The organism is Pseudomonas sp. efr-133-TYG-23 (assembly GCF_030209215.1).
Taxonomy (GTDB): domain Bacteria; phylum Pseudomonadota; class Gammaproteobacteria; order Pseudomonadales; family Pseudomonadaceae; genus Aquipseudomonas; species Aquipseudomonas rhodesiae.
In genome coordinates this window covers 53,277-73,692 of the sequence record NZ_JARVSL010000003.1, presented here as the reverse complement: position 1 = coordinate 73,692, position 20,416 = coordinate 53,277, and the positions used below count along the sequence as shown (strand labels likewise).

At 61.7% G+C, this 20,416-nt stretch carries 8 protein-coding genes; all 8 read left to right on the top strand.

The window, feature by feature from the left end; genetic code table 11:
• The first annotated feature begins 22 nt into the window (after positions 1-22).
• The 8 genes from QRN41_RS02280 (at position 23) to QRN41_RS02245 (ending at position 20,411) form a co-directional block, all read left to right on the top strand.
• Positions 23-655, top strand: coding sequence for a hypothetical protein (locus QRN41_RS02280; RefSeq protein WP_034136404.1), 633 nt, complete (start codon positions 23-25; stop codon positions 653-655).
• Between the two features lie 147 nt (positions 656-802).
• Complete coding sequence (locus QRN41_RS02275; RefSeq protein WP_167418111.1) at positions 803-2,299, top strand: YdgA family protein; 1,497 nt, start codon at positions 803-805, stop codon at positions 2,297-2,299.
• A 242-nt stretch (positions 2,300-2,541) separates the two neighbouring features.
• A complete protein-coding gene (pgaA, locus tag QRN41_RS02270) occupies positions 2,542-5,022 on the top strand; it encodes a poly-beta-1,6 N-acetyl-D-glucosamine export porin PgaA (RefSeq protein WP_285421116.1) in 2,481 nt (826 codons plus the stop codon).
• Between the two features lie 12 nt (positions 5,023-5,034).
• Entirely contained in the window at positions 5,035-7,032 is a 1,998-nt protein-coding gene (pgaB, locus tag QRN41_RS02265; RefSeq protein ID WP_285421115.1) for a poly-beta-1,6-N-acetyl-D-glucosamine N-deacetylase PgaB, read from the top strand.
• 2 nt (positions 7,033-7,034) lie between these two features.
• Positions 7,035-8,375 carry a poly-beta-1,6-N-acetyl-D-glucosamine synthase gene (gene pgaC, locus QRN41_RS02260; protein ID WP_034095272.1) on the top strand — a complete coding sequence of 447 codons (1,341 nt, stop codon included), beginning with the start codon at positions 7,035-7,037 and terminating at the stop codon, positions 8,373-8,375.
• Between the two features lie 2 nt (positions 8,376-8,377).
• Positions 8,378-8,860 carry a poly-beta-1,6-N-acetyl-D-glucosamine biosynthesis protein PgaD gene (gene pgaD, locus QRN41_RS02255; RefSeq protein WP_034136407.1) on the top strand — a complete coding sequence of 161 codons (483 nt, stop codon included), beginning with the start codon at positions 8,378-8,380 and terminating at the stop codon, positions 8,858-8,860.
• 414 nt (positions 8,861-9,274) lie between these two features.
• Positions 9,275-10,996: a ShlB/FhaC/HecB family hemolysin secretion/activation protein gene (locus tag QRN41_RS02250; RefSeq protein WP_285421114.1), complete on the top strand. Its 1,722-nt coding sequence runs from the start codon at positions 9,275-9,277 to the stop codon at positions 10,994-10,996.
• 31 nt (positions 10,997-11,027) lie between these two features.
• Positions 11,028-20,411: a two-partner secretion domain-containing protein gene (locus QRN41_RS02245; RefSeq protein ID WP_285421113.1), complete on the top strand. Its 9,384-nt coding sequence runs from the start codon at positions 11,028-11,030 to the stop codon at positions 20,409-20,411.
• Positions 20,412-20,416 lie beyond the last annotated feature (5 nt).

The following is a 20,416-nucleotide window of genomic DNA, read 5'->3' as shown; positions in this document are numbered from 1 at the left end:
TTTGCTCATGGGGATTCCAATAATGAAAAACCCTTATGCTCCCGCTTTCTGGTGCGTGCTCTTCGCACTGGTGCTGTTATCGGCCGCGTATTTCTATGGCGTCATGCTTTCCCACCAACTCGACAAGGCCATGGTGTTTCTCGACAGCGCCTGCCTGGTGATCGGCACTTTGTCCATCGGCGTGGTGGCCTGGGCGTCCTACCAGAATCAACGCATCAAGAAAAAACTCCTCGAACAAGGCAAGACCCGCGTGGCCATCTGGGACACCAAGGTCGCACTGCGCCGCGTCGAAACCGTGTTCGACCGCTATTTCTGGGGCAGCTACTGGCAGCCGGGGCGCACCTTCCAGGAAGTGATGGGCGACCTGACGGGCACGCCGTTGGAAAAAAGCCTCGAAACCCTGAAAAAACAGTGCGTGGTGCTCGACAAGCAGGTCGCCGAAGGTCGGCATTGGCTCAATAACGCGCGGGAATTGTCCGACGTCGCCACGCAGATGGCCCGCGAGCGCTACCAGCTGGACTTCTGCGACCCCAAGGCCGACACCCCCGGCAACGCCGTGATCCACCGCGAGTTCGAGGTGCTGGTGTACACCTGGACGGCACGCTTGAAGAGCTTCGATCACCAGCTCGATGAAATCGAATTGGAGTATTCGTGAACCAGTAGCGATCTGATGCCTCTGAAAGGTTGCGCCGTTTAAGGCCGCCAGTGCTAATCTTCCCCCCGTTTTCGGCGGGCTTGAGCCAACCCTTGCAGGGTTCAAGGAAGACAGCCCACTTCTCACAGGATTTGATCAGGTCACTTCATGAATAAGCCAGCAGTCGTTCTTTTGGGTTTTGTTGTCGCCGTAGGCGTCGTCAGTGCAGGCGGCGCCTGGTACACCGGTAAGCAGTTGGAGCCGGTGTTGCAGACCGCGATCCAAAACGCCAACAAGGAACTGCAAACCTCCATGGCCGGCGTTGACGGCAGCGTCGCCCTGGAGCTGGTGTCCCTGGAGCGCGGCGTGTTCAGCAGCACCGCGCACTACCGCTTGAAGGCGCAGGGTCCGGTGTTCGGCGAAGAAAACCCGAACCCGGAACTGCTGTTCGTCGACCATATCGAACACGGCCCGTTGCCGTTCTCGCGTCTGGTCACGCTTAAATGGCTGCCGGTCATGGCCACCAGTCACTACGAGCTGGAAAAGAACGCCACCACCGAGAAGTGGTTCGCTGCCGCCAAAGACGCATCGCCGCTCAAGGGCGTGGCCAATATCGGCTATACCCGCGCGGTCAACGGCAATGTCGAACTGCTGCCCCTGGAGTTCAAGGACGATAAGTCCTCGGTGAGCTTCTCCGGCGCCAACCTGAATTTCGATGGCACCGCCGAAGGCCAGAAAGTCAAAGCCGACGGTTTTATGAACAGCCTCAAGGTCGCCGCCGTGGACGCCCAGGGCGCGCCGTTCGAAGCCGAACTGGCCGGCCTGACCGTGGCCAGCAACCTGGCCAAGTCCACCTTCGGTTTCTACACCGGGCAGAACACCGTGGAGCTGACGGACGCCAAGTTCACCGTCGGCGTGCAGAAAGACGTGATCTCGCTCAAAGGCTTTGAGCAGAAAGACTCCAGCGAAACCACAGACAACAACCTGGCCGGCCGCGTCGACTACAAAATCGACGAGATCGGCTACAAGGGCAAACCTGTCGGCTCGGCCGCCATGGCGCTGAGTATGAAAAACGTCGACGTCCCGGCCATGCTGGTGCTGACCAAGCTCTACCAAGACAAGATGCAGCCGGTGCAAGCCGCGGCCGCCGCTGGCGAGCCCGTGCCTGAACTGCAATTGACCGAAGCCGAGCAGACCCTGGCCGAAGCCAACGTCAACCAACTGTTGGCCGCCAAGCCGCAACTGGCGCTGGAAAACCTGTCGCTGAAAACCACCCATGGCGAAAGCAAGTTCAGCCTGGTGGTGGACCTGGCCAAGCCGGCGTCGATGGAATTGCCGCCGGTTGAACTGGGCAAGCAGATGGTGTCGCTGCTGGACGCCAACCTGACCCTGTCCAAGCCAATGATCGCCGATGTGTCCGCCCTGCAAGCCCAGGCCGGCGGCCTGACCGACCCGAAAGCCATCGAGCAGCAAGCCCAGATGGCCGCCGAGATGGTCAGCGGTATGGCCGTGGGTACACAACTGGCGACCCTGGTGGGCAGCGATGTGGTGTCCAAACTGCACTACGCCAACAATGAAGTGACCTTCAACGGCCAGAAGATGACCGTCGAGCAGTTCATCGGCTTTGTGATGTCCAAAGTCGGCGCGGTCAGCGGCGCGCAATAATCGCCTCACGTGTGGCAAGGGCGCTTGCTCCCTTGCCACAAGCGGCGCTGCTTCGCGGGCCGCGCGTAAATCCCCCTTCTTCATCCAATTCTGAACAATTGTTCTGATTTGCGCTTTTGCCCACCGCCCTCGGCGATAGTGACCACAGGAAAGCTAGGCCGGGTCATGAGACGTCGGCGCCCTGAAGCGAATTGCTCAGGACCACCTATCGTTACAGCTTTCCCTGTAAGGAAGCTCACGATATGTTGCCAAACCCACCACTCAGTGCATCAGGCCGGTTGCGACTGCTTATCGGGGTCGCCTTGTGCAGCCAATTGTTGATGCCTGCTTTTGCCCTGGCCGATCCGGCCTATGACGCGCTGATCATTCAGGCGCGCAACGGCAATTTCACCCCCGCCCTTACGCAATTGCGCCAGTTGTCCGCCGAGCGCCAGACGCCTGGCCAGGTCAGCGATCACTTGGTGATTGCCGGTTGGGCCGGCCAGGACGCCGAAGTGCTGCAGGTCTACGAGGCCCAGGGCAAGCATCGCAACCTCAGCACCCAAGCGCTGGCCACGGTGGCGCGCACCTATCGAAATCAGAAACAGTGGGCCCAGGCCGAGGCGGTGTACCGTCAGGCGTTGCTGCGCGAACCGAACAACATCGACCTGCAACTGGGCCTGGCCCTTACCCAGGCCGATGGCGGCAAGGCTAACGAAGCGGTGCAGAGTACCCGTGCATTGGTGGCCGCCAAGCCTGACGACCCCAACCGCCGCATGGCCCTGGGTTATGCGCTGACCCGTGCCGGCTTGAATTACGACGCGCTGTTCGAATTCGATCAGGCGTTTATGCGTGCCGGCGATAAGCCGGAAGTTGCCCGCGAATACATCATCGCTCTGCAAAAGGCCCGCTTGCCGGAAGCCGCGCTGCGTCTGTCGGCCCAGCGTCCGGGCCTGCTGGATGCGGTTACCCAACGCCGCCTGGAAGGCGATCTGGCCGCCGAGCGTGTGCGCATGGCCGAGTTCGCCACCCGCAGTGAACAAGAGCGCTACGTGATCGCCGACCGTGCGCTGCAGGCGTACGACAACCTGCTCGCACGCTGGACCCCCGACGCCAGCGCCCACGATGACGTGGTGCGCTGGCGCATCGATCGCCTGGGCGCTCTCAAGGCTCGGGCGCGCACGGCGGATGTGGTGCGCGAATACGAAACCCTGACCCGCGAAGGCGTGCAATTGCCCACCTACGCGGTGCGTTGGGTGGCGGCGTCCTACTTGGACCAACGCCAGCCGGAAAAGGCCGAGCCGCTGTACCGTCAGGCCCTGAGCGCCGCCGATGCCGAACCCGATGATCGCGTCGAAGACACCACCGCCTTGTTCTATGCCCTGCAAGAGAGCGATCAGGGCGAACAAGCCCGCGAAGTCGCTAGCAGCCTCGCCAACAGCCAAAAACCTCGGGTCGAACTCAAGGGCCTGCCGATTGGCAACCCCAACGATTCATGGATGGACGCCCAGCAACTGGCCGCTCAGTCCGGCGTCTACGGCGGCGACCTGCCGGGCAGCGAAGCCAGCCTGGAAGCGTTGGTGGCCAAGGCCCCAGGCAATGTCGGCTTGCGCCTGGCCCAGGCCGACATGTACCGCGCCCGCGACCTGCCGCGCCGCGCCGAAGGCATTCTGAAAGAAACCGAAGCCCAGGCCCCGCGCGACATCGGCCTGGAAGTGTCCCAGGCTTACACCGCCATGGACCTGCAGGAGTGGCGCCAGCTCGACGTGCTCACCGACGACGTGGTCGCGCGCAACCCCGACAGTCGCCAGGTGCAGCGCCTCAACCGCTTGCGCAATGTGCACGACATGGCCGAATTGCGCGTTGAAGCCTACACCGGCAAAAGCTACGGCGGCGGCAACAACAGCGATGCCGGCGCAGTGGCCGGCAGCCGTGACTGGGGCATCGAGAGCGTGATCTACACCCCGCCCATCGACGAAGACTGGCGCCTGTTCGCCGGTGCTGGTTACGCCACCGCCGACTTTGAAGAAGGCACCGGCCACCACCGTTGGCAGCGCGTCGGCGTGGAGCGGCGCACCCGTGACCTGACCCTGGAAGCCGAGGTGTCCAACCACTCCTACGGCTTTGGTTCCAAACAGGGCGCCCGCGTAGCGTTTGCCTATGACCTCAACGATCACTGGCAATACGGCGGCAGCCTCGACTACCTCGCCGCCACCACGCCGTTGCGCGCGTTGAATGCCGACATCACCGCCAATGGCGGCAGCGGGTTTATCCGCTGGCGCGCCAACGAAAGCCGCGAGTGGAAGTTGTCCGTCAGCCCCTCCCACTTCAGTGACGGCAACGACCGCGTCGAAGCCCTGCTCGCCGGCCGCGAGGGCCTCTACAGCTCGCCGAAGGTGCAAGTGGACCTGGGCCTGGAAGTCGCCACCAGCCGCAACAGCAAGGAAGACACGGTGTATTTCAACCCGAAGTCGGACTTCAGCGTGTTGCCCACCGTCAACGTCAACCATGTGCTCTACCACCGCTACGAGACCCAGTGGAGTCAGCAGTTCCAAGTCGGTGCGGGTATGTACAGCCAGCGTGATTATTCCACCGGCGGCGTCGGCCTGATCGGCTATGGCCAACGCTTTCGCTGGAACGATGTACTGGAAGTCGGCGCCAACCTGAGCCTGATCAGCCGACCTTACGACGGTGATCGCGAACGCGATCTGCGCCTGCTCGTCGACCTCACTTACCGTTTCTAAAAGAGCCTGACCATGACTGTTCTCAGCCGTTGCTTGTTGCTCCTGGGTGTATTGCTGGCCAGCGCCTGCGCCCAGCAACCCGCGCCCTTCACTCCACCCGCCGAGCGGCCGACCCCAGCCAACGAAGCGGCGTGGCCGAAGAACCATTTCCTGGGGATCGCCTACCACGACGTGTCCGACCGCGACCCCGATCAGGCCGTGGTGGCGGTGCGTACCGAGCGGTTGATCGAACAATTGGCCTGGCTGCGCGAGAACGGTTACCAGGCGGTCAGCGTCGATCAGATTCTCGCCGCACGCCGTGGCGGCCCGGCGTTGCCACCCAAGGCGATCATGCTGAGTTTCGACGACGGCTATTCGAGCTTCTATACCCGGGTGATGCCGATTCTGCGCGCCTACCGCTGGCCGGCGTTGCTGGCACCGGTGGGCTACTGGATCGATACGCCGCTGAACAAACCGGTGGACTTCGCCGGCATGCCACGCCCTCGGGGTGAGTTCCTCACCTGGGAGCAGATTCGCGAGGTGTCGCAATCGGGCCTGGTAGAAATCGCCGCCCACACCGATGCCAACCACAAAGGCATCCTGGCCAACCCCCAGGGCAACCTGGAGCCGGCCGCAACCACCCGCCGCTATGATCCGGCGACCAATCGCTACGAAACCGAAGCGCAGTTCCAGGCGCGCATGCGTGCCGACGTGGCGGCGATCTCCAACAAAATTCGCAGCGTCACCGGCAAGGCACCACGGGTGTGGGTCTGGCCGTATGGCGCGGCCGACGGCACGTCGCTGGCGGTGGTGGGCGAGCAGGGTTACCAGATGGCCCTGACCCTTGAAGACGGCCTCGATAACCTCGGCGACCTGATGAACAGCCCGCGCTTCCTGGTGGCCTCCGATCCGGACGGCGAGCACTTCGCCAACAGCATCGTGGCCGTGCAGGCCAAGGCGCCGCTGCGCGTGCTGCATGTGGACCTGGACAACGTCTACGACCCGGACCCCGCCCAGCAGGCGCGCAACCTCGACCAACTGGTACAGCGCGTGGTGGACATGGGCGCCGGCACGGTGTTCCTGCAAGCCTTTGCCGACCCCAAGGGTGACGGCCTGGTGCACTCGCTGTACTTCCCTAACCGTCACTTGCCGATGCGTGCCGACCTGTTCAACCGCGTCGCCTGGCAGCTGCATACCCGTGCCCATGCCAGCGTCTATGCCTGGATGCCGGTGCTCAGTTTTGCCCTCGACGCCAAGCTGCCGCGCGTGACCCGTTGGGATCCCAAGACCGGCAAGATCGGCCTCGATCCCGACCAGTACCAACGCCTGTCACCGTTCGATCCCGCCGTGCGCAAGGCCATCGGCGAAATCTACGAAGACTTGGCGCGGGTAGGGCCGATCGACGGCATCCTTTATCACGACGATGCGGTGTTCAACGATTTCGAAGACGCCAGCCCCGCCGCATTGAAAACCTACGCAGCCAACGGTTTGCCCGACAGCATTGCGGCCCTGCGCGCCGACCCGGCGGAGATGCAACGCTGGACGCGTTTCAAGAGCCGCTACCTGATCGACTTCACCCATGAGCTGACCGCCAAGGTGCGCGCCATCCGCGGGCCACAGGTGCTGACCGCGCGCAATATCTTCGCCGAGCCGATGCTCAACCCGCCGAGCGAAGCCTGGTTCGCGCAGAATCTGGATGATTTCCTCCAGGCTTACGACTGGACGGCGCCGATGGCCATGCCCCTGATGGAGGGTCAGCAGGTGAGCACTTCCAACGCCTGGCTGGAGAAACTGGTCGCCACCGTCAAGAAGCGCCCCGGCGCCCTGGAGCGCACGGTGTTCGAGTTGCAAGCCAAGGACTGGCGCACCAAAGAGGCCACCGATATCAACGGTGCGCAAATGGCTGAATGGATGGGTGTGCTTAAACGCCAGGGGGTCACGAGTTTTGGTTACTACCCGGACAACTTCCTGGAAAACTCCCCGGACCTGAACACCGTGCGTCCGGCCCTTTCCAACCAATGGAACCCTTGACCATGTTCGACAGAATCCTGGCTTTATTCGTACTGGCGCTGGTGTTGGGCGTGCCCCTGGGCCTGATCTTTCTGGTCACCGGGCAGTTCCTGATGGACTTCGTGTTCTTCTACCCGCTGTTTATGTCGGCGCTGTGGATTGCCGGCGGCCTGTACTTCTGGCTGCACTGGGAGCGCCACTGGCCTTGGGAGGAAGACACGCCGGCGCCGACCCTGGCCGGCAACCCGCTGATCTCGATCATCATCCCTTGCTACAACGAAGGGGATAACGCCGCCGATACCATCCATGCGGCGCTCGGCCAGTTGTACCCGAACATTGAAGTGATCGCGGTCAACGACGGCTCCAAAGACAACACCGCGGCGGTGCTCGATGCCCTGGCGCTGGAACACCCACGCTTGCGCGTGTTGCACCTGGCGCAGAACCAGGGCAAGGCCGTTGCCCTGCGCATGGGGGCCGTGGCGTCACGCAGCGAATACCTGGTGTGCATCGACGGCGACGCGTTGCTCGACAAAAACGCGGCGGCTTATCTGGTGGCGCCAATGCTGGACAACCCACGCCTGGGCGCCGTCACCGGCAACCCACGTATTCGCACGCGGTCGACCCTGATCGGTCGCGTCCAGGTGGGTGAGTTCTCGTCGATCATCGGTTTGATCAAGCGCACCCAGCGCGTGTTCGGCCGGATCTTCACGGTGTCGGGGGTGGTGGTAGCGTTCCGTAAGAAGGCGCTGGACCGCATCGACTACTGGAGCACCGACATGATCACCGAAGACATCGACGTGAGTTGGAAGCTGCAGTTGGATCACTGGGCCATCTTCTACGAGCCGCGCGCGCTGTGCTGGATCCTGATGCCCGAAACCGTCGGCGGCCTGTGGAAGCAGCGCCTGCGCTGGGCCCAGGGCGGCGCCGAAGTGCTGTTTAAGAATATCCGCGGCATCTGGCAGTGGCGTCACCGCTATCTGTGGCCGCTGCTGTTCGAGTACTGCCTGTCCACCGGCTGGGCGTTCACCTTCCTGCTGTCGGTGATCTTTTGGGGCGTGGGCAAGTTTATTGCGCTGCCACAGGCAATCGCCGTCGACGCTCTGATGCCGCCGGCTTTTACCGGGCTGGTACTGGCGATGGTCTGCCTGCTGCAGTTCGCGGTGAGCATCATCATCGACCGCCGTTACGAGAAAGACCTGTGGAAAACCCTGTTCTGGACCGTGTGGTACCCGATGGTGTTCTGGTTGGTCAGCCTGTTTACCACGCTGGTCAGTTTCCCCAAGGTGTTGTTCAACCAACATCAGAAACGCGCGCGCTGGGTCAGCCCGGACCGTGGCATCAAACCTGTCAGTGAGGAGGCGTGATCATGCACCTGGTCAGAACTCGCCAAAGCCTGGTGATGTGGATTATCGATGTGCTGTTGACCCTGATGGCTTGGGCCGGATTGATCTGGCTGCTGGCACGCGGTATCACCTCGATGCTCGACACCCACGGTGGCCCGCGTATCGAAGCGCCGATTTTCGCGGCGCTCAACACCTTGCAGATCTACCTGTGGATCGCGTTGTTCAACGCGGTAATCCTGGTGTCCTGGGCGCGCTATCAGCAACGCAAGGGCCGTAAGTTCGCCCAACGCCGCGCACAAGCCAACGCCTTGAGCGACCAGCACCTCAGTGAGAGCTTCAAACTGGGTGCCGGCGATCTGGAGCAACTGCGCCGCCCCGGCGTACTGGTTATCCACAACGACGAAGAGGGCGGTGTGGAAGAGGTAAGGTCCCATGTCTCCCGCGACGTGGAACGCCCGGCATTGACCCTCGTCCCCGGCCAGGAAAAAGATCAAAGCGTCAGATAAACCGTGCAGTCATGACGGTGTGGTGAGTGGGCTTGCCCTAGTGAGCAGGCTCACCACGCCAACGCTGGCGGGTCCTGCTCTAGCGGCGTTGCATTGGAATACCGACAAATGGGATCCAATTCACAAAACGCCCGCGAACTTTTCCGTCTTTCTCGGTACTAACCTATCTCGGCAATAACTTGATGGCTAAATAATGGCATCTAATTAGTTGTGGCCGACTCATATTCAAAAAGTGCAGCCACTGGTCGGAATAATTGTTCCGTTAATCTGCGCATGCTCTTTTTGATTGGTTTTTATTGTTATTAATCAAGGGCTTGCGAACTAAATAGGTGCGATCGTGCAACTAGCTCATTAGCTTGGGCTAGCGCAAGTTCGATGTTAGTTTGCGCCCCCTTGATTTTCGATGGATCGAACATGTCTCTGTTATTACCACGGACTCGGTACTTTCTATGCACTTTCCTGCTCGTTTGCTTGAGCATGAACAGCGCCACCGCCGCCCCCACCCCCGGGGACCAGGACCTGATCCGCGACCGGCAGAATCGCCTGCTCGAAGAGCAGAGCCGTCGTCTGCAAGAGCTTCAGGACCTGCCCGGCAAACAGACCAAGCCCGCCGCTCCGACGACGCCGGCAGACACTCGCTGCTTCCCGATCCAAGACATCGAACTCAAGGGCGCCGACAGCCTGTCCGCCGCCGACCGCACGCGCCTGCTCAAACCTTATCTGGGCCAGTGCCTGGGCGTGTCGCAGCTCAACGAACTGCTCAAGGCCATCACCGACTATTACATCGCCAAAGGCCGCGTCACCAGCCGTGCCTATTTGCCGCAACAGGACCTGTCCAGCGGCCACCTGCAAGTGCTGGTGGTGGAGGGCAAGCTTGAAGCGTTGAAAAGCGCCGAGGGCAGCAGCGTCACCGACCGCGAACTGGCCATGGCCTTTCCCGGCAAGGTCGGCGAGGCGCTGAACCTGCGCGAAATCGAGCAACTGGTGGACCAACTTAACCGCTTGCCCTCCAAGCAGGCGCAGATGGAACTGACCCCAGGCCAGCAGATTGGCGGCAGTGACGTGGTGGTCAAGAACACCCCGCAAAAGCCCTGGCGCGCCAGCCTGTCGCGTAACAACGACGGCCAGAAAAGCACCGGCGAACAGCAATGGGGCGCCGGCCTGGAGTGGGACAGCCCACTGGGCCTGGGCGACCAACTGATGCTGCGCGGCGGCCACGATGCGGTCAGCGACCACCAGAAAACCTCGAAAAACAGCATGCTGTATTACAACGTGCCATGGGGGTGGTGGAACTTCAGCTACACCTACAGCGAGAGCGACTACCGCACCTACGGCCACACCAACGACTTCAAATTCAAGCAGGACGGCGACAACCAGAACCATCAACTGCGCGCCGAGCGGGTGATCCACCGCGACGACGTGAGCAAGACCTCGGTGAACGTCGGCCTGTCCCATCTGCGTACCAACAACTACGTCCTCGACGTGCGCACCGCGCCGAGCAGCAACCGCCTCAGCGAGCTCCAGTTCGGCATCAACCACGGTCGGCGCATCGGCACTGCGTTCGTCAACCTCGACCTGGGCATGCAGAACGGCATCGGCCTGCTCGATGCCCAGTCTGAAGAAGAACGCGATCAGTTCGGCAACCGCCAGGCCAATTCGCGCTACCGCAAATACACCGCCACCGTCAGCTATCTGCAGCCGTTCACGCTATGGGGCGAGTCGTTGAGTTTTTCCAGCCTGGCCACCGGTCAGCGCAGCGAAGACATTCTGTTCAGCCCGCAACGCGTGAGCCTGGGCGGCTCGGCCTCGGTACGCGGTTTCAAGGACCAGCAACTGACCGGCGACAGCGGCGGCTACTGGCGCAACGAGGTGCGTTGGGCGCGCCCGGTGACCCTGGACTGGATGCGCCCGGCGTTTGCCGAGTACGGCGCCAGCGTCGGCTACGACCAGGGCGTGATCAGCAACGACCGCTACAACGGCGATGTGCATGGCCGCGTGTCCAGCAACTCCCTGGAGCTGTTCGCCCGGGGCAAGCACGTCAGCACCAGCGTGACCTTTGCCCATTCTTTGGAAAGACCGGCCGTAGTGAGCGAGCGCGAAGCGCCGATCTACTTCCGTATGGACTTCTTCCTGTAATTCAACGCCCCGCCGCAATGAGAATCTGACAATGGATGTTCGCCAATTTGCCTTCCTGGCCCGCCAACCTTCCGCCGCTTTGAAGCCGCGTGACGCGTTCTTCGGCCTGCCCAAGCGCGGGCTGGCGTTGATCCTGGCCAACGCGCTGTTCTGGCAGCCGCTGCTGGCCCAGGCCGAAGGCATTGTGGTCAGCGCGCCGGGCACCACTGTTGGCGCGGCGGGCAATGGCGTGCCCGTGGTGAACATCGCCACGCCCAACGGCGCCGGCTTGTCCCATAACCAGTTCAAGGATTACAACGTCGGCCCCAACGGCGTGATCCTCAACAATGCCAGCGGCGCGGTGACCAACACCCAGTTGGGCGGCTACATCGTCGGCAACCCCAACCTCAAGGGCGGCGCGGCCAGCGTCATCCTCAACGAAGTCACCGGCAGCAACCCCAGCCAACTGCGCGGCTACACCGAAGTGGCGGGGCAGTCGGCCAAAGTCATCGTCGCCAACCCGTACGGCGTCACCTGCAGCGGCTGCGGCTTTATCAACACGCCGAACGTCACCCTCACCACCGGCAAACCGGTACTTGACGCGAACGGCCAACTGAAAAGCTACCAGGTCGACGGCGGCGCCGTGACCATCGACGGCGAAGGCTTGAACGCCAGCAATGTTGACCGCTTCGACATCATCACCCGCTCGGCCAAGATCAACGCGCAGATCAACGCGCGCGAACTGAACGTAATCGCCGGGCGCAACGATGTGGACGCCCAAAGCCTGAAAACCACACCGCGCGCCGACGACGGCAGCGCCAAGCCCGAGCTGGCGATCGACTCCAGCGCGTTGGGCGGCATGTACGCCGGCGCGATCAAGCTGGTGGGCACCGAGGCGGGTGTGGGCGTAAAGCTCGACGGCACGCTGGCGGCCAGTGGTGGGGATATTCAGCTCGATGCCAACGGGCGTTTGAGCATGGCGCAGGCGGCGGCCACCGCCGGCAACATCAAGGTCACCGCGCAGAACGTCGACCTCACCGATAAGGTCTACGCCACCGGCAACGTGCAGATCACCAGCGCCCAGGCCCTGGTCAACCAGAAGAGCGTGGCGGCCGGCCAGCGCATTGAACTCAACGCCGCGACCGTCACCAACCCCGGCATCGTCGAAGCCGGCGTCGCCTCCGACAACAGCCGCAACACCACCGGCGATCTGGTGGTCAACGCGCAAACCGTCACCACCTCCGGCAACCTGCTGGCCAGCCGCGCCCTGGCGATCACCGCCGCGCAAGCGCTGACCAACCAGGGCGCGATCATCCAGGCCAAGACCGTCGACGTCAGCAGCGCCAAACTGACCAACCAGGGCGCCACCGCGCGCCTGTTCGGCGAACAGAGCCTGGTGATCAACTCGCCGGCCATCGTCAACCTCGGTGGTCTGATTCGCTTTGGTGACGGCCAGGCCGCCACGCTCAACAGCGCATCCCTGAACAACCAGGGCCGTATCGAGATGGCCGGCGGCAGCCTGGTACTCACCAGTGCCGACCTGAACAACAGCGGCGGGCAAATCATCGCCGACGAGCTGACGCTCAACGCCGGCAAGCTCAATAACCAGAACGGCGTGCTGGTGGCCAAGACCGCCACCGTCAATGCCACCGAGCTCGACAACAGCCTCAAGGGCCTGATCCAGGCCGACGGCGGCGCGCTCAACCTCACCGTCAGCAACGGCTTCAACAACACCCAGGGTTTCGCCCAGGCCAGCACCGACCTGACCGTCAACGCCGGCACCCTCGGCAGCAATGCCGGCGGCGTATTGAGCGCCGACACCGGCAAGCTGACCCTCACCGCCGCGCAACAGCTCAACAACGCCCAGGGCCGCGTGCAGGCCGGGCAGGGCAATATCGAACTGCACGCCGCGAACCTGGATAACCAGAGCGGCGTCATCGTCGGCAAACAATTGCTGCTCGACGTCGCCGGAGGCGATATCGATAACCGCGCCGGACGCGTATTGGGTGACCAACTCGACGTACGCGCCTCCGGCCTCGACAACCGCAGCGCCGGCTTGCTCGCCGGTGGCGCCCAGGGCGTAAGCCTGCTGCTCAAAGGCCCGGGCCAATTGCTCAACGCCCAGGGCCGCATCCAGAGCGAAGGCCTGCTGCAACTGCGCGGCGAGCGTTTCGACAACAGTGCCGGCATCCTGCTCGGCCAAACCGTCGATGTGACGGCGCAGCGCTTCACCAACAGCAACAAAGGCGCGTTGGTCAGCGATGGCGGCGACGTGGTGCTCAACGTCAGCGACCTGTTGACCAACGTCGGCGGCCAGATCGACGCGGGCGAGCGCAGTGTGTTGGTCAAGCAACTCACCACCCTCGACAACAGCGGCGGCACCCTGCGTGGCAAACGCCTGGACATCACCGCCCAGCACCTGAGTAACAACGACGACGGCCAACTGCTGGCCGGCGCCGGGGGCTTGAGTTTCAGCGGCCAGGATGTGAGCAACCGCAAGGGCCTGATCCTCAGCGGCGGCGCTCTCACCGAGTTGCACACCACCAGCCTGGATAACCAGGGCGGCACGGTGCAAGGCGACAGCCTGACCGTCACCGCCGACAAGGTCGACAACGGCAGCGGCGGCCTGATGGCGAGCCTGGTCGGCAACCTGCAACTGACCGTCGAAGCGCTGGCCAACCGTGGCGGCAAACTGTTCGGCAAAGAACAGCTGACCGTCAGCGGCGCCACCCTCGACAACAGCGAGGGCGGCCAGGTCAGCGGCAACCTGCTCAACCTGACCTCACGCGACACCCTCACCAACCAGGGCGGCCTGATCGAAGCCAACCAGGGGCTGAGCCTCAACGGTGGCAACCTGGACAACAGCGCCAACGGCCAACTGCGCGCGCTTGGCGGTGCCAGCAGCAGCCTCAACCTCAGCGGCGCGGTGAACAACCAGGGCGGCACCCTCGAATTCGGCAGCACGGCCTTCAGCCTCGACGCCACCAGCCTGAATAACCAGGCCGGCCTGTTGCAGCACGCCGGCAGCGGCCTGTTTCGCATCAACACCGCCAGCCTCAACGGCAGCCAGGGCACTATCAACGGCATGGGTACCGCCGACTGGGCGTTCGGCAAAGTCGACGGGCTCGGTCGCCTGCAACTCAACGAAGTGCTTACCTACAAAAGTGCTCAAGGCCTGGCCCTCAAGGCCGGCGACCGCATGGCCAGCGGTAAGGGCCTGGTCCTCAATGTGGCAAGCCTGGACAACGGCGGCGAACTGCTCAGCGACGGTGACCTGAGCATCACCACTGGCGACATGAGCAACAGCGGTCGCGTGTCGGCCCTGCAGACACTCACCGTGGCGGCGAACAACCTCAGCCAGAACGGCGGCCGCCTGGCGGCCAACAATACCCGCCTGACACTGGGCGGCACCCTGGACAACCTCGGTTTCCTCACTGCGCGTCAGCAACTGGATATCGCCGCGGCGCAGATCAATAACCGCGGCACCCTCGGCGCCCAGGGTGCGGTAAATCTCACTGCGGTCAATGGCATCACCAACGCGGCCGATTCGCTGCTGTTCAGCGGTGGCAACCTGACTCTGCGCGCCAATGGTTTCAGCAACCTTCATGGCGACGTCTACAGCAAAGGCGACTTGAGCTTCGCCGCGCGCGATGGCGGGCGTGCCGCGCTGTTCAGTAACCGTTCCGGCACCGTGGAAAGCGAAGGCTCGATCGGTATCAATGCGGGCTTTATCGAAAACGCCAAAGATGAATTCGAACTCGGGCAGACGCTGACCACCGGCAGCTTGAGTTGGATCTGTGGCCAGCACTGCGGCGAAAAAGATTGGTGGGAAAAAGGCATCATCACCATCTACGAGACCTACCTTGAGGCGGCGACCAAGGATTCGGCAGCGGCGCGCCTGGTAGCTGGCAAAAACATGCTGCTGCAAGGCGACAATGTGCAGAATCGCTACAGCCTGATGGCTGCCAATGGCGACCTGAGTATTGCCGCCGGTGACCTGCTTAACCAGGGTGCCGCCACGCGCACAGGGCAGCGCAAGATTGTCGTCACCACGCCAGGACGTGTCTCCGACGATTTATTTGAACGCATGCAATGGGTCGACGTTCCCGCTTTCAATGCGGCCACGGCGGCTGGGCATTTCGATAAGGCGCGCTTTGAAGAGCTGAAAAACCGCTCACCCAATAGCTATCCTTTCGAGCACATAAGCGACGTCACCACCTGGACCAACAACAGTGGCCCCGGCTACGACGCCACCCTGCAAGCCGGCGGCACGGTCAACCTCAACGTCGCCCGCACCCTGCAAAACGGCACGCTGCACAACAACACCCTGGCCCAGTTGACCGGCACCCTCGGCGACGACCAGACCGGCATCCCCGTCGGTGGCATCAACATCAACCTGAGCAAACACGCCAACGACCCGAGCGCCAAGGCCGCCGGCAGCATCCTGCCCGTAGCAGGCGCGGCCCCCGGCGGCGGCTTCGTGCCCGTGGACTACACCGGCACCGCCTTCGCCCCGGTCGACCCGACCACCTCGCCCAACTTCCAACTGCCCAAGGGCGAGTACGGCCTGTTCGTTAAAAATCCTGACCCGACCAGCCATTACCTGATCGAGACCAACCCCGAGTTCGCCTCCCTCACGGGCTTCTTCAGCTCCGACTACATGCTCGGCAAACTCGGCTTCAGCTCAGACAACGCCTGGCGCCGCCTCGGCGATGGCCAATACGAAACCCGCCTGATCCGCGACGCCGTGCTCGCCCAAACCGGCCAACGCTTCCTCGCCGGCGGCCTGTACAGCGACGCCGACCAGTTCCGCTACCTGATGGACAACGCGTTGGCCAGCAAAGATGCGCTGCGCCTGAGCCTGGGTGTCACCCTCACCAGCCAGCAAGTCGGCGCCCTGACCCACGACATCGTGTGGATGGAAAACCGCGTGGTCGACGGCCAGACCGTCCTCGTGCCCGTGCTCTACCTGGCCCAGGCCGAGTCGCGCAACGTACGCGGCAACAGCCTGATCCAGGGCCGCGACCTCAACCTGGTCACCGGCGGTGACCTGATCAACGTCGGCACCCTGCGCGCCAGCAACAACCTCTCCGCTGCGGCTGGTGGCAGCCTCTACAACGGCGGCCTGATCGAAGCCGGCAACAACCTGGCGTTGCTGGCCCAAGACAGCATCCGCAACGCCATGGCCGGTGAGATTCGCGGCAAGCAAGTCAGCCTCACGGCGCTCAAAGGCGACATCACCAACGAAACCACCGCCATCCAGGTGCGTGACGGCGCCGGCATGCGCACCCTCACCGACGGCAGCGGCGGCACCATCGTCGCCCGCGAAAACCTGGCCATGGACGCTGGCCGCGACCTCACCAACCGAGGCGCGCTGGTAGCGGGCAACGACGCCAACCTCACCGCAGGCCGCGACCTCAACCTCATCGCCGCCAGCGACACCAGCGTCAAGCACGAGATCCGCGACGGCGGCGAGAAATCCAGCATCACCACCGACGTCAAAAACCTCGCCGCCAGCGTCACGGCGGGCGGCAGCATTAACATGCAAGCCGGGCAAGACGTCAACATCATCGGCAGCACTGCCACCGCCGGCAAAGACCTCAACATCGCCGCCGGCCGTGACCTCAACATCGCCTCCGTCAGCGACATGCACAACGTCGACGGCAAGGAAAAGCACGGCAAGAAACGCATCAAGACCGCGGACGAGCAGACCACCCAAGTGGCGAGCGTGCTGACGGCGGGTGGGGATTTTGTCAGCCAGGCCGGGCGTGACACCACGATCGTGGCGAGCAGGATCAGCGCGGGAAATGAGGCTTATCTGTATAGCGGGGATAAGTTGAGTTTGTTGGCGGCGCAGAACAGTACGCATACCCTGTATGACATGAACGAGAACGGCGGCTGGGGCGCCAAAAAAGCCAAGCGTGATGAAGTTACCCAGACCACCAACGTCGGCACTGAGATCAAAACCGCAGGCAACCTGACTTTGGTTAGCAATGGCGACCAGCTGTACCAGGTCGCCAAGCTCAACAGCGGCAACGACCTTATCCTGAAAAGCGGCGGCGCCGTGACGTTTGAAGGCGTAAAGGACTATCACGACGAGAGCCATACCAAGAGCAAGAGCAACATGGCTTGGTTCTCGATGAAGGGCAAAGGCAAGACCGATGAAACCTTGCGTCAGAGTGAACTGGTTGCCAAGGGGCAGACCGTCATCGAAGCCGTTAACGGCCTAAAGATCGACATCAAACAAGTCGACCAGCAAACCGTCAGCCAGACCATCGACACCATGGTCAAGGCCGACCCGCAATTGGCCTGGCTCAAAGATGCCGAGAAGCGCGGCGACGTGGATTGGCGCCAGGTAAAAGAGTTGCATGACTCCTTCAAGTACAGCAACTCGGGCATGGGCCAGGGCGCCATGTTGGCGGTCATCATTATCGTCACCATTGTGACGGCAGGTGGTGCTAGCGCATTGGTGGGCGCAGGTGCATCGGCCGGTTCAACCATGGCCGCCGGCACTGCTGCGGTTGCGGCGACCAGTACGTCGGCAGCGGTTGCAGCCACAAGTGCGGGGCTGGGCAACATGATGGCCACCGCCGCGTTGACCTCGCTGGCCAGTACCGGTGCTGTGAGCACGATCAACAATAAAGGCAACATCGGCCTTGCACTCAAGGACACCTTCAGCAGCAGCAGTCTGAAGAACGCGGCCATTGCCGGTCTGGCAACCGGGGCGTTGAACTACGCAGACAGTAATTGGTTTAAGGGCGCAAGCCCGGTTGACGGTGCGGGCGCGAAAGTCACTACGGCGGGGCCGGTGCAGAACCCAGGCTACTCCAGCGAATGGTTGAGCTGGCAGAAAGCGCAGGATGCAGTACTGCGCGGCGGTACCCATGCGGTCATCGAAAGCAGTATTTCCACCGCCATCAACGGTGGCAGTTTGAAAGACAACCTGGGCTCGGCCTTGGTATCGCAAGGCTTCGACTTGGCCGCAGCAGCCGGCAACAAAGGTCTTGGTAACTTGGCGAATGATCTTGACCTGAGCCCCGGCTCGGCGGAAAAGGTCTTGATGCACGCCCTCCTGGGTGGCGCACTTTCAGCGGCTCGAGGCGGTGACTTCAAGACCGGCGCAATTGCCGCTGGCGCGGCTGAAGGGCTGACAGCGATTGCGACCGAGAACTTGGGTAAATATCTGGATGAACGTTTCGCAAAGGATGATCAATTCAAAGTCGCAACCGCTCAAATCATCGGTATTGCGGCCGGGTCCTTGGTCAACGGCAACCCGAATGACGCTGCCTGGGTGGCGGGGAACGTTGAACGTTACAACGAGCAATTGCACCCACGAGCCGCTGAGCTGATCAAAGAGCAAGCGCCAAAAATGGCGGCGGACCAAAACATCAGTCCGCAGGAGGCTGAGCGGCGCATGGCGGTTGCGCTGACTTACTACACCGATGAAGACTGGAGCAAGTCAATCCCGCCTGAAGATGCAAGCAAGATCGATATAGCAACCTTGCAGAACTTAGGTGTGGCTCTGGCCCCAATTGCGGATAACTACGCTCGATCCGATGCGTCCGCAGACGGAAGCCAGCGTGGATACAGTGGCAATGAGACGGCGGCTTTGATTCTTGATTTCAAGGACACGCGCCCGTCTGCCTACAAAGACGGCACTAGAAATATCGACTACCTAGGCGACCCTGAAGGCCACAACAGCCAAGGAACAGTGGATTTCTATAAATCCAACTTGAACTACAGCGATAAGCCGACGGACTACCTGGAAAGCTTCAAAGGCGGAGTGGCAGGCGTAGGGCGCAGTGCGTGGGGGTTAGTCACTTCCACAGCCAAAGTCGGTAGTGAACTTTTGGGCGGAAACGCACTGGGCGTCGCCAACGACTTTCTAGGACCGGTTGCTGATCCGTCTCTAAACCCGGTTGGTCAAATGACCACCCGGCAAACGGGGCGGGCATTCGTTTCAGACCTGCAAGGCAACAGCTATGAGTCAGCCGCGCAAGTTTCAGAGTTAGTCACTGACGCTGCGACCATGGTCGCCCCAGGGTCTACTGCTGGCAGGTTTGGGCAGATTTCCAAGGCCGGCGAAGCCTCAGCGCTTGTCAGGGCTGACAGCACCCTGGTGGCGAGAAGCGAAGCCGGTGCGGGGATGACGGCCCGATTGGCGGATGACATCCCAACCTACGGCCTTAGCCCCAATAGCTTTGACACCACGTTACAGTTTGAGCGCACGGGCACTCGTACACCGACCACATCCGTCGGCGCCTATCAACCGACTGCCCTCACTGGTGATGTAGGCAGCTACGTCAGAGCCGATGACTTACTTGCTGCCAGAAGCAATGAAGTCGTGTTGACAAAATACAAAGAGCCCTGCTGCTTCGCTGCCGGCACTAAAGTCTCAACCCCGAACGGCGACCGCGCCATCGAATCGCTCAAAGTCGGCGACGTGGTCTGGAGCAAACCGGAAAAAGGCGGCAAACCCTTCGCCGCTACGATTCTCGCCACTCATCAGCGCTCCGACCAGCCGATTTACCGCCTCAAGCTGAAAAGTGTTCGGGCAGACGGTAAAGCAGAAGGCGAAACCCTGCTGGTCACGCCGGGTCACCCGTTCTATGTTCCGGCCAAGCGCGACTTCATCCCGGTTATCGATCTTAAACCGGGAGATCAACTTCAATCCCTGGCCGATGGCGATACGGACAACACGTCCTCTGAAGTGGAGTCGCTGGAGCTTTACTTGCCGGTGGGCCAGACCTTCAACCTGACGGTGGACGTGGGGCACACGTTCTACGTTGGGGATTTGAAGACGTGGGTGCACAATACCGGGCCGTGTGTGTTGCCGGAGGGGTATTTTGGTGCAAAAGGTAGTACGTCGGGTTTGGTTCCTGGAGACGCAGGAGTTGTGGGGACAGGTAAAATTGCAGCTAAGGATGCAAATTTCGACGGCCCAAAAAATACCTCAAGTGAAATTGATCAACAAAAACTTGAGTTGCTCACAAGTCATCCGAACGCACATTCACTGGATGTTCACGGTGGTAACGTTACTGACGGAGACCTGATGGTCAGGGCAAAGACTGGTGTAAAACCGGACGGCGCTATAGGTCCATCGGTTCCGCCATTGTCCTCCGCCTTCCATTCTGACGATTTGTTGGTTCAAGCTGATCAGTTCGTCCGAAACAACGCTTTGCAAAAAGCGATTGCTCGTAATCCTGGCAGCGATACAGTTAGAGTCACGGCTGATGATGTTGGTGATGTCGGGGCTGACCTTGGTAGAGGGTTTAAGAGGATTTGGTCAAGCGGTAATACAGCTAAAAATTTAGAAGTTTTAGGCGCTCCTGCTAAAGTAAGCAACTTACGCAGCGTAGAAGGTGTTTATCAATTTAATCCTGGCAAAAATGTTTGGGAGACTATCACTATTTTTCCAGCGCCGTTGCCAAAATAGAGGGG

Bases quoted from the DNA above. Each gene is read 5' to 3' on its own strand.
- QRN41_RS02280 (WP_034136404.1), top strand. From the start codon at position 23: ATGAAAAACCCTTATGCTCCCGCTTTCTGGTGCGTGCTCTTCGCACTG.
- QRN41_RS02275 (WP_167418111.1), top strand. From the start codon at position 803: ATGAATAAGCCAGCAGTCGTTCTTTTGGGTTTTGTTGTCGCCGTAGGC.
- pgaA (WP_285421116.1), top strand. From the start codon at position 2,542: ATGTTGCCAAACCCACCACTCAGTGCATCAGGCCGGTTGCGACTGCTT.
- pgaB (WP_285421115.1), top strand. From the start codon at position 5,035: ATGACTGTTCTCAGCCGTTGCTTGTTGCTCCTGGGTGTATTGCTGGCC.
- pgaC (WP_034095272.1), top strand. From the start codon at position 7,035: ATGTTCGACAGAATCCTGGCTTTATTCGTACTGGCGCTGGTGTTGGGC.
- pgaD (WP_034136407.1), top strand. From the start codon at position 8,378: ATGCACCTGGTCAGAACTCGCCAAAGCCTGGTGATGTGGATTATCGAT.
- QRN41_RS02250 (WP_285421114.1), top strand. From the start codon at position 9,275: ATGTCTCTGTTATTACCACGGACTCGGTACTTTCTATGCACTTTCCTG.
- QRN41_RS02245 (WP_285421113.1), top strand. From the start codon at position 11,028: ATGGATGTTCGCCAATTTGCCTTCCTGGCCCGCCAACCTTCCGCCGCT.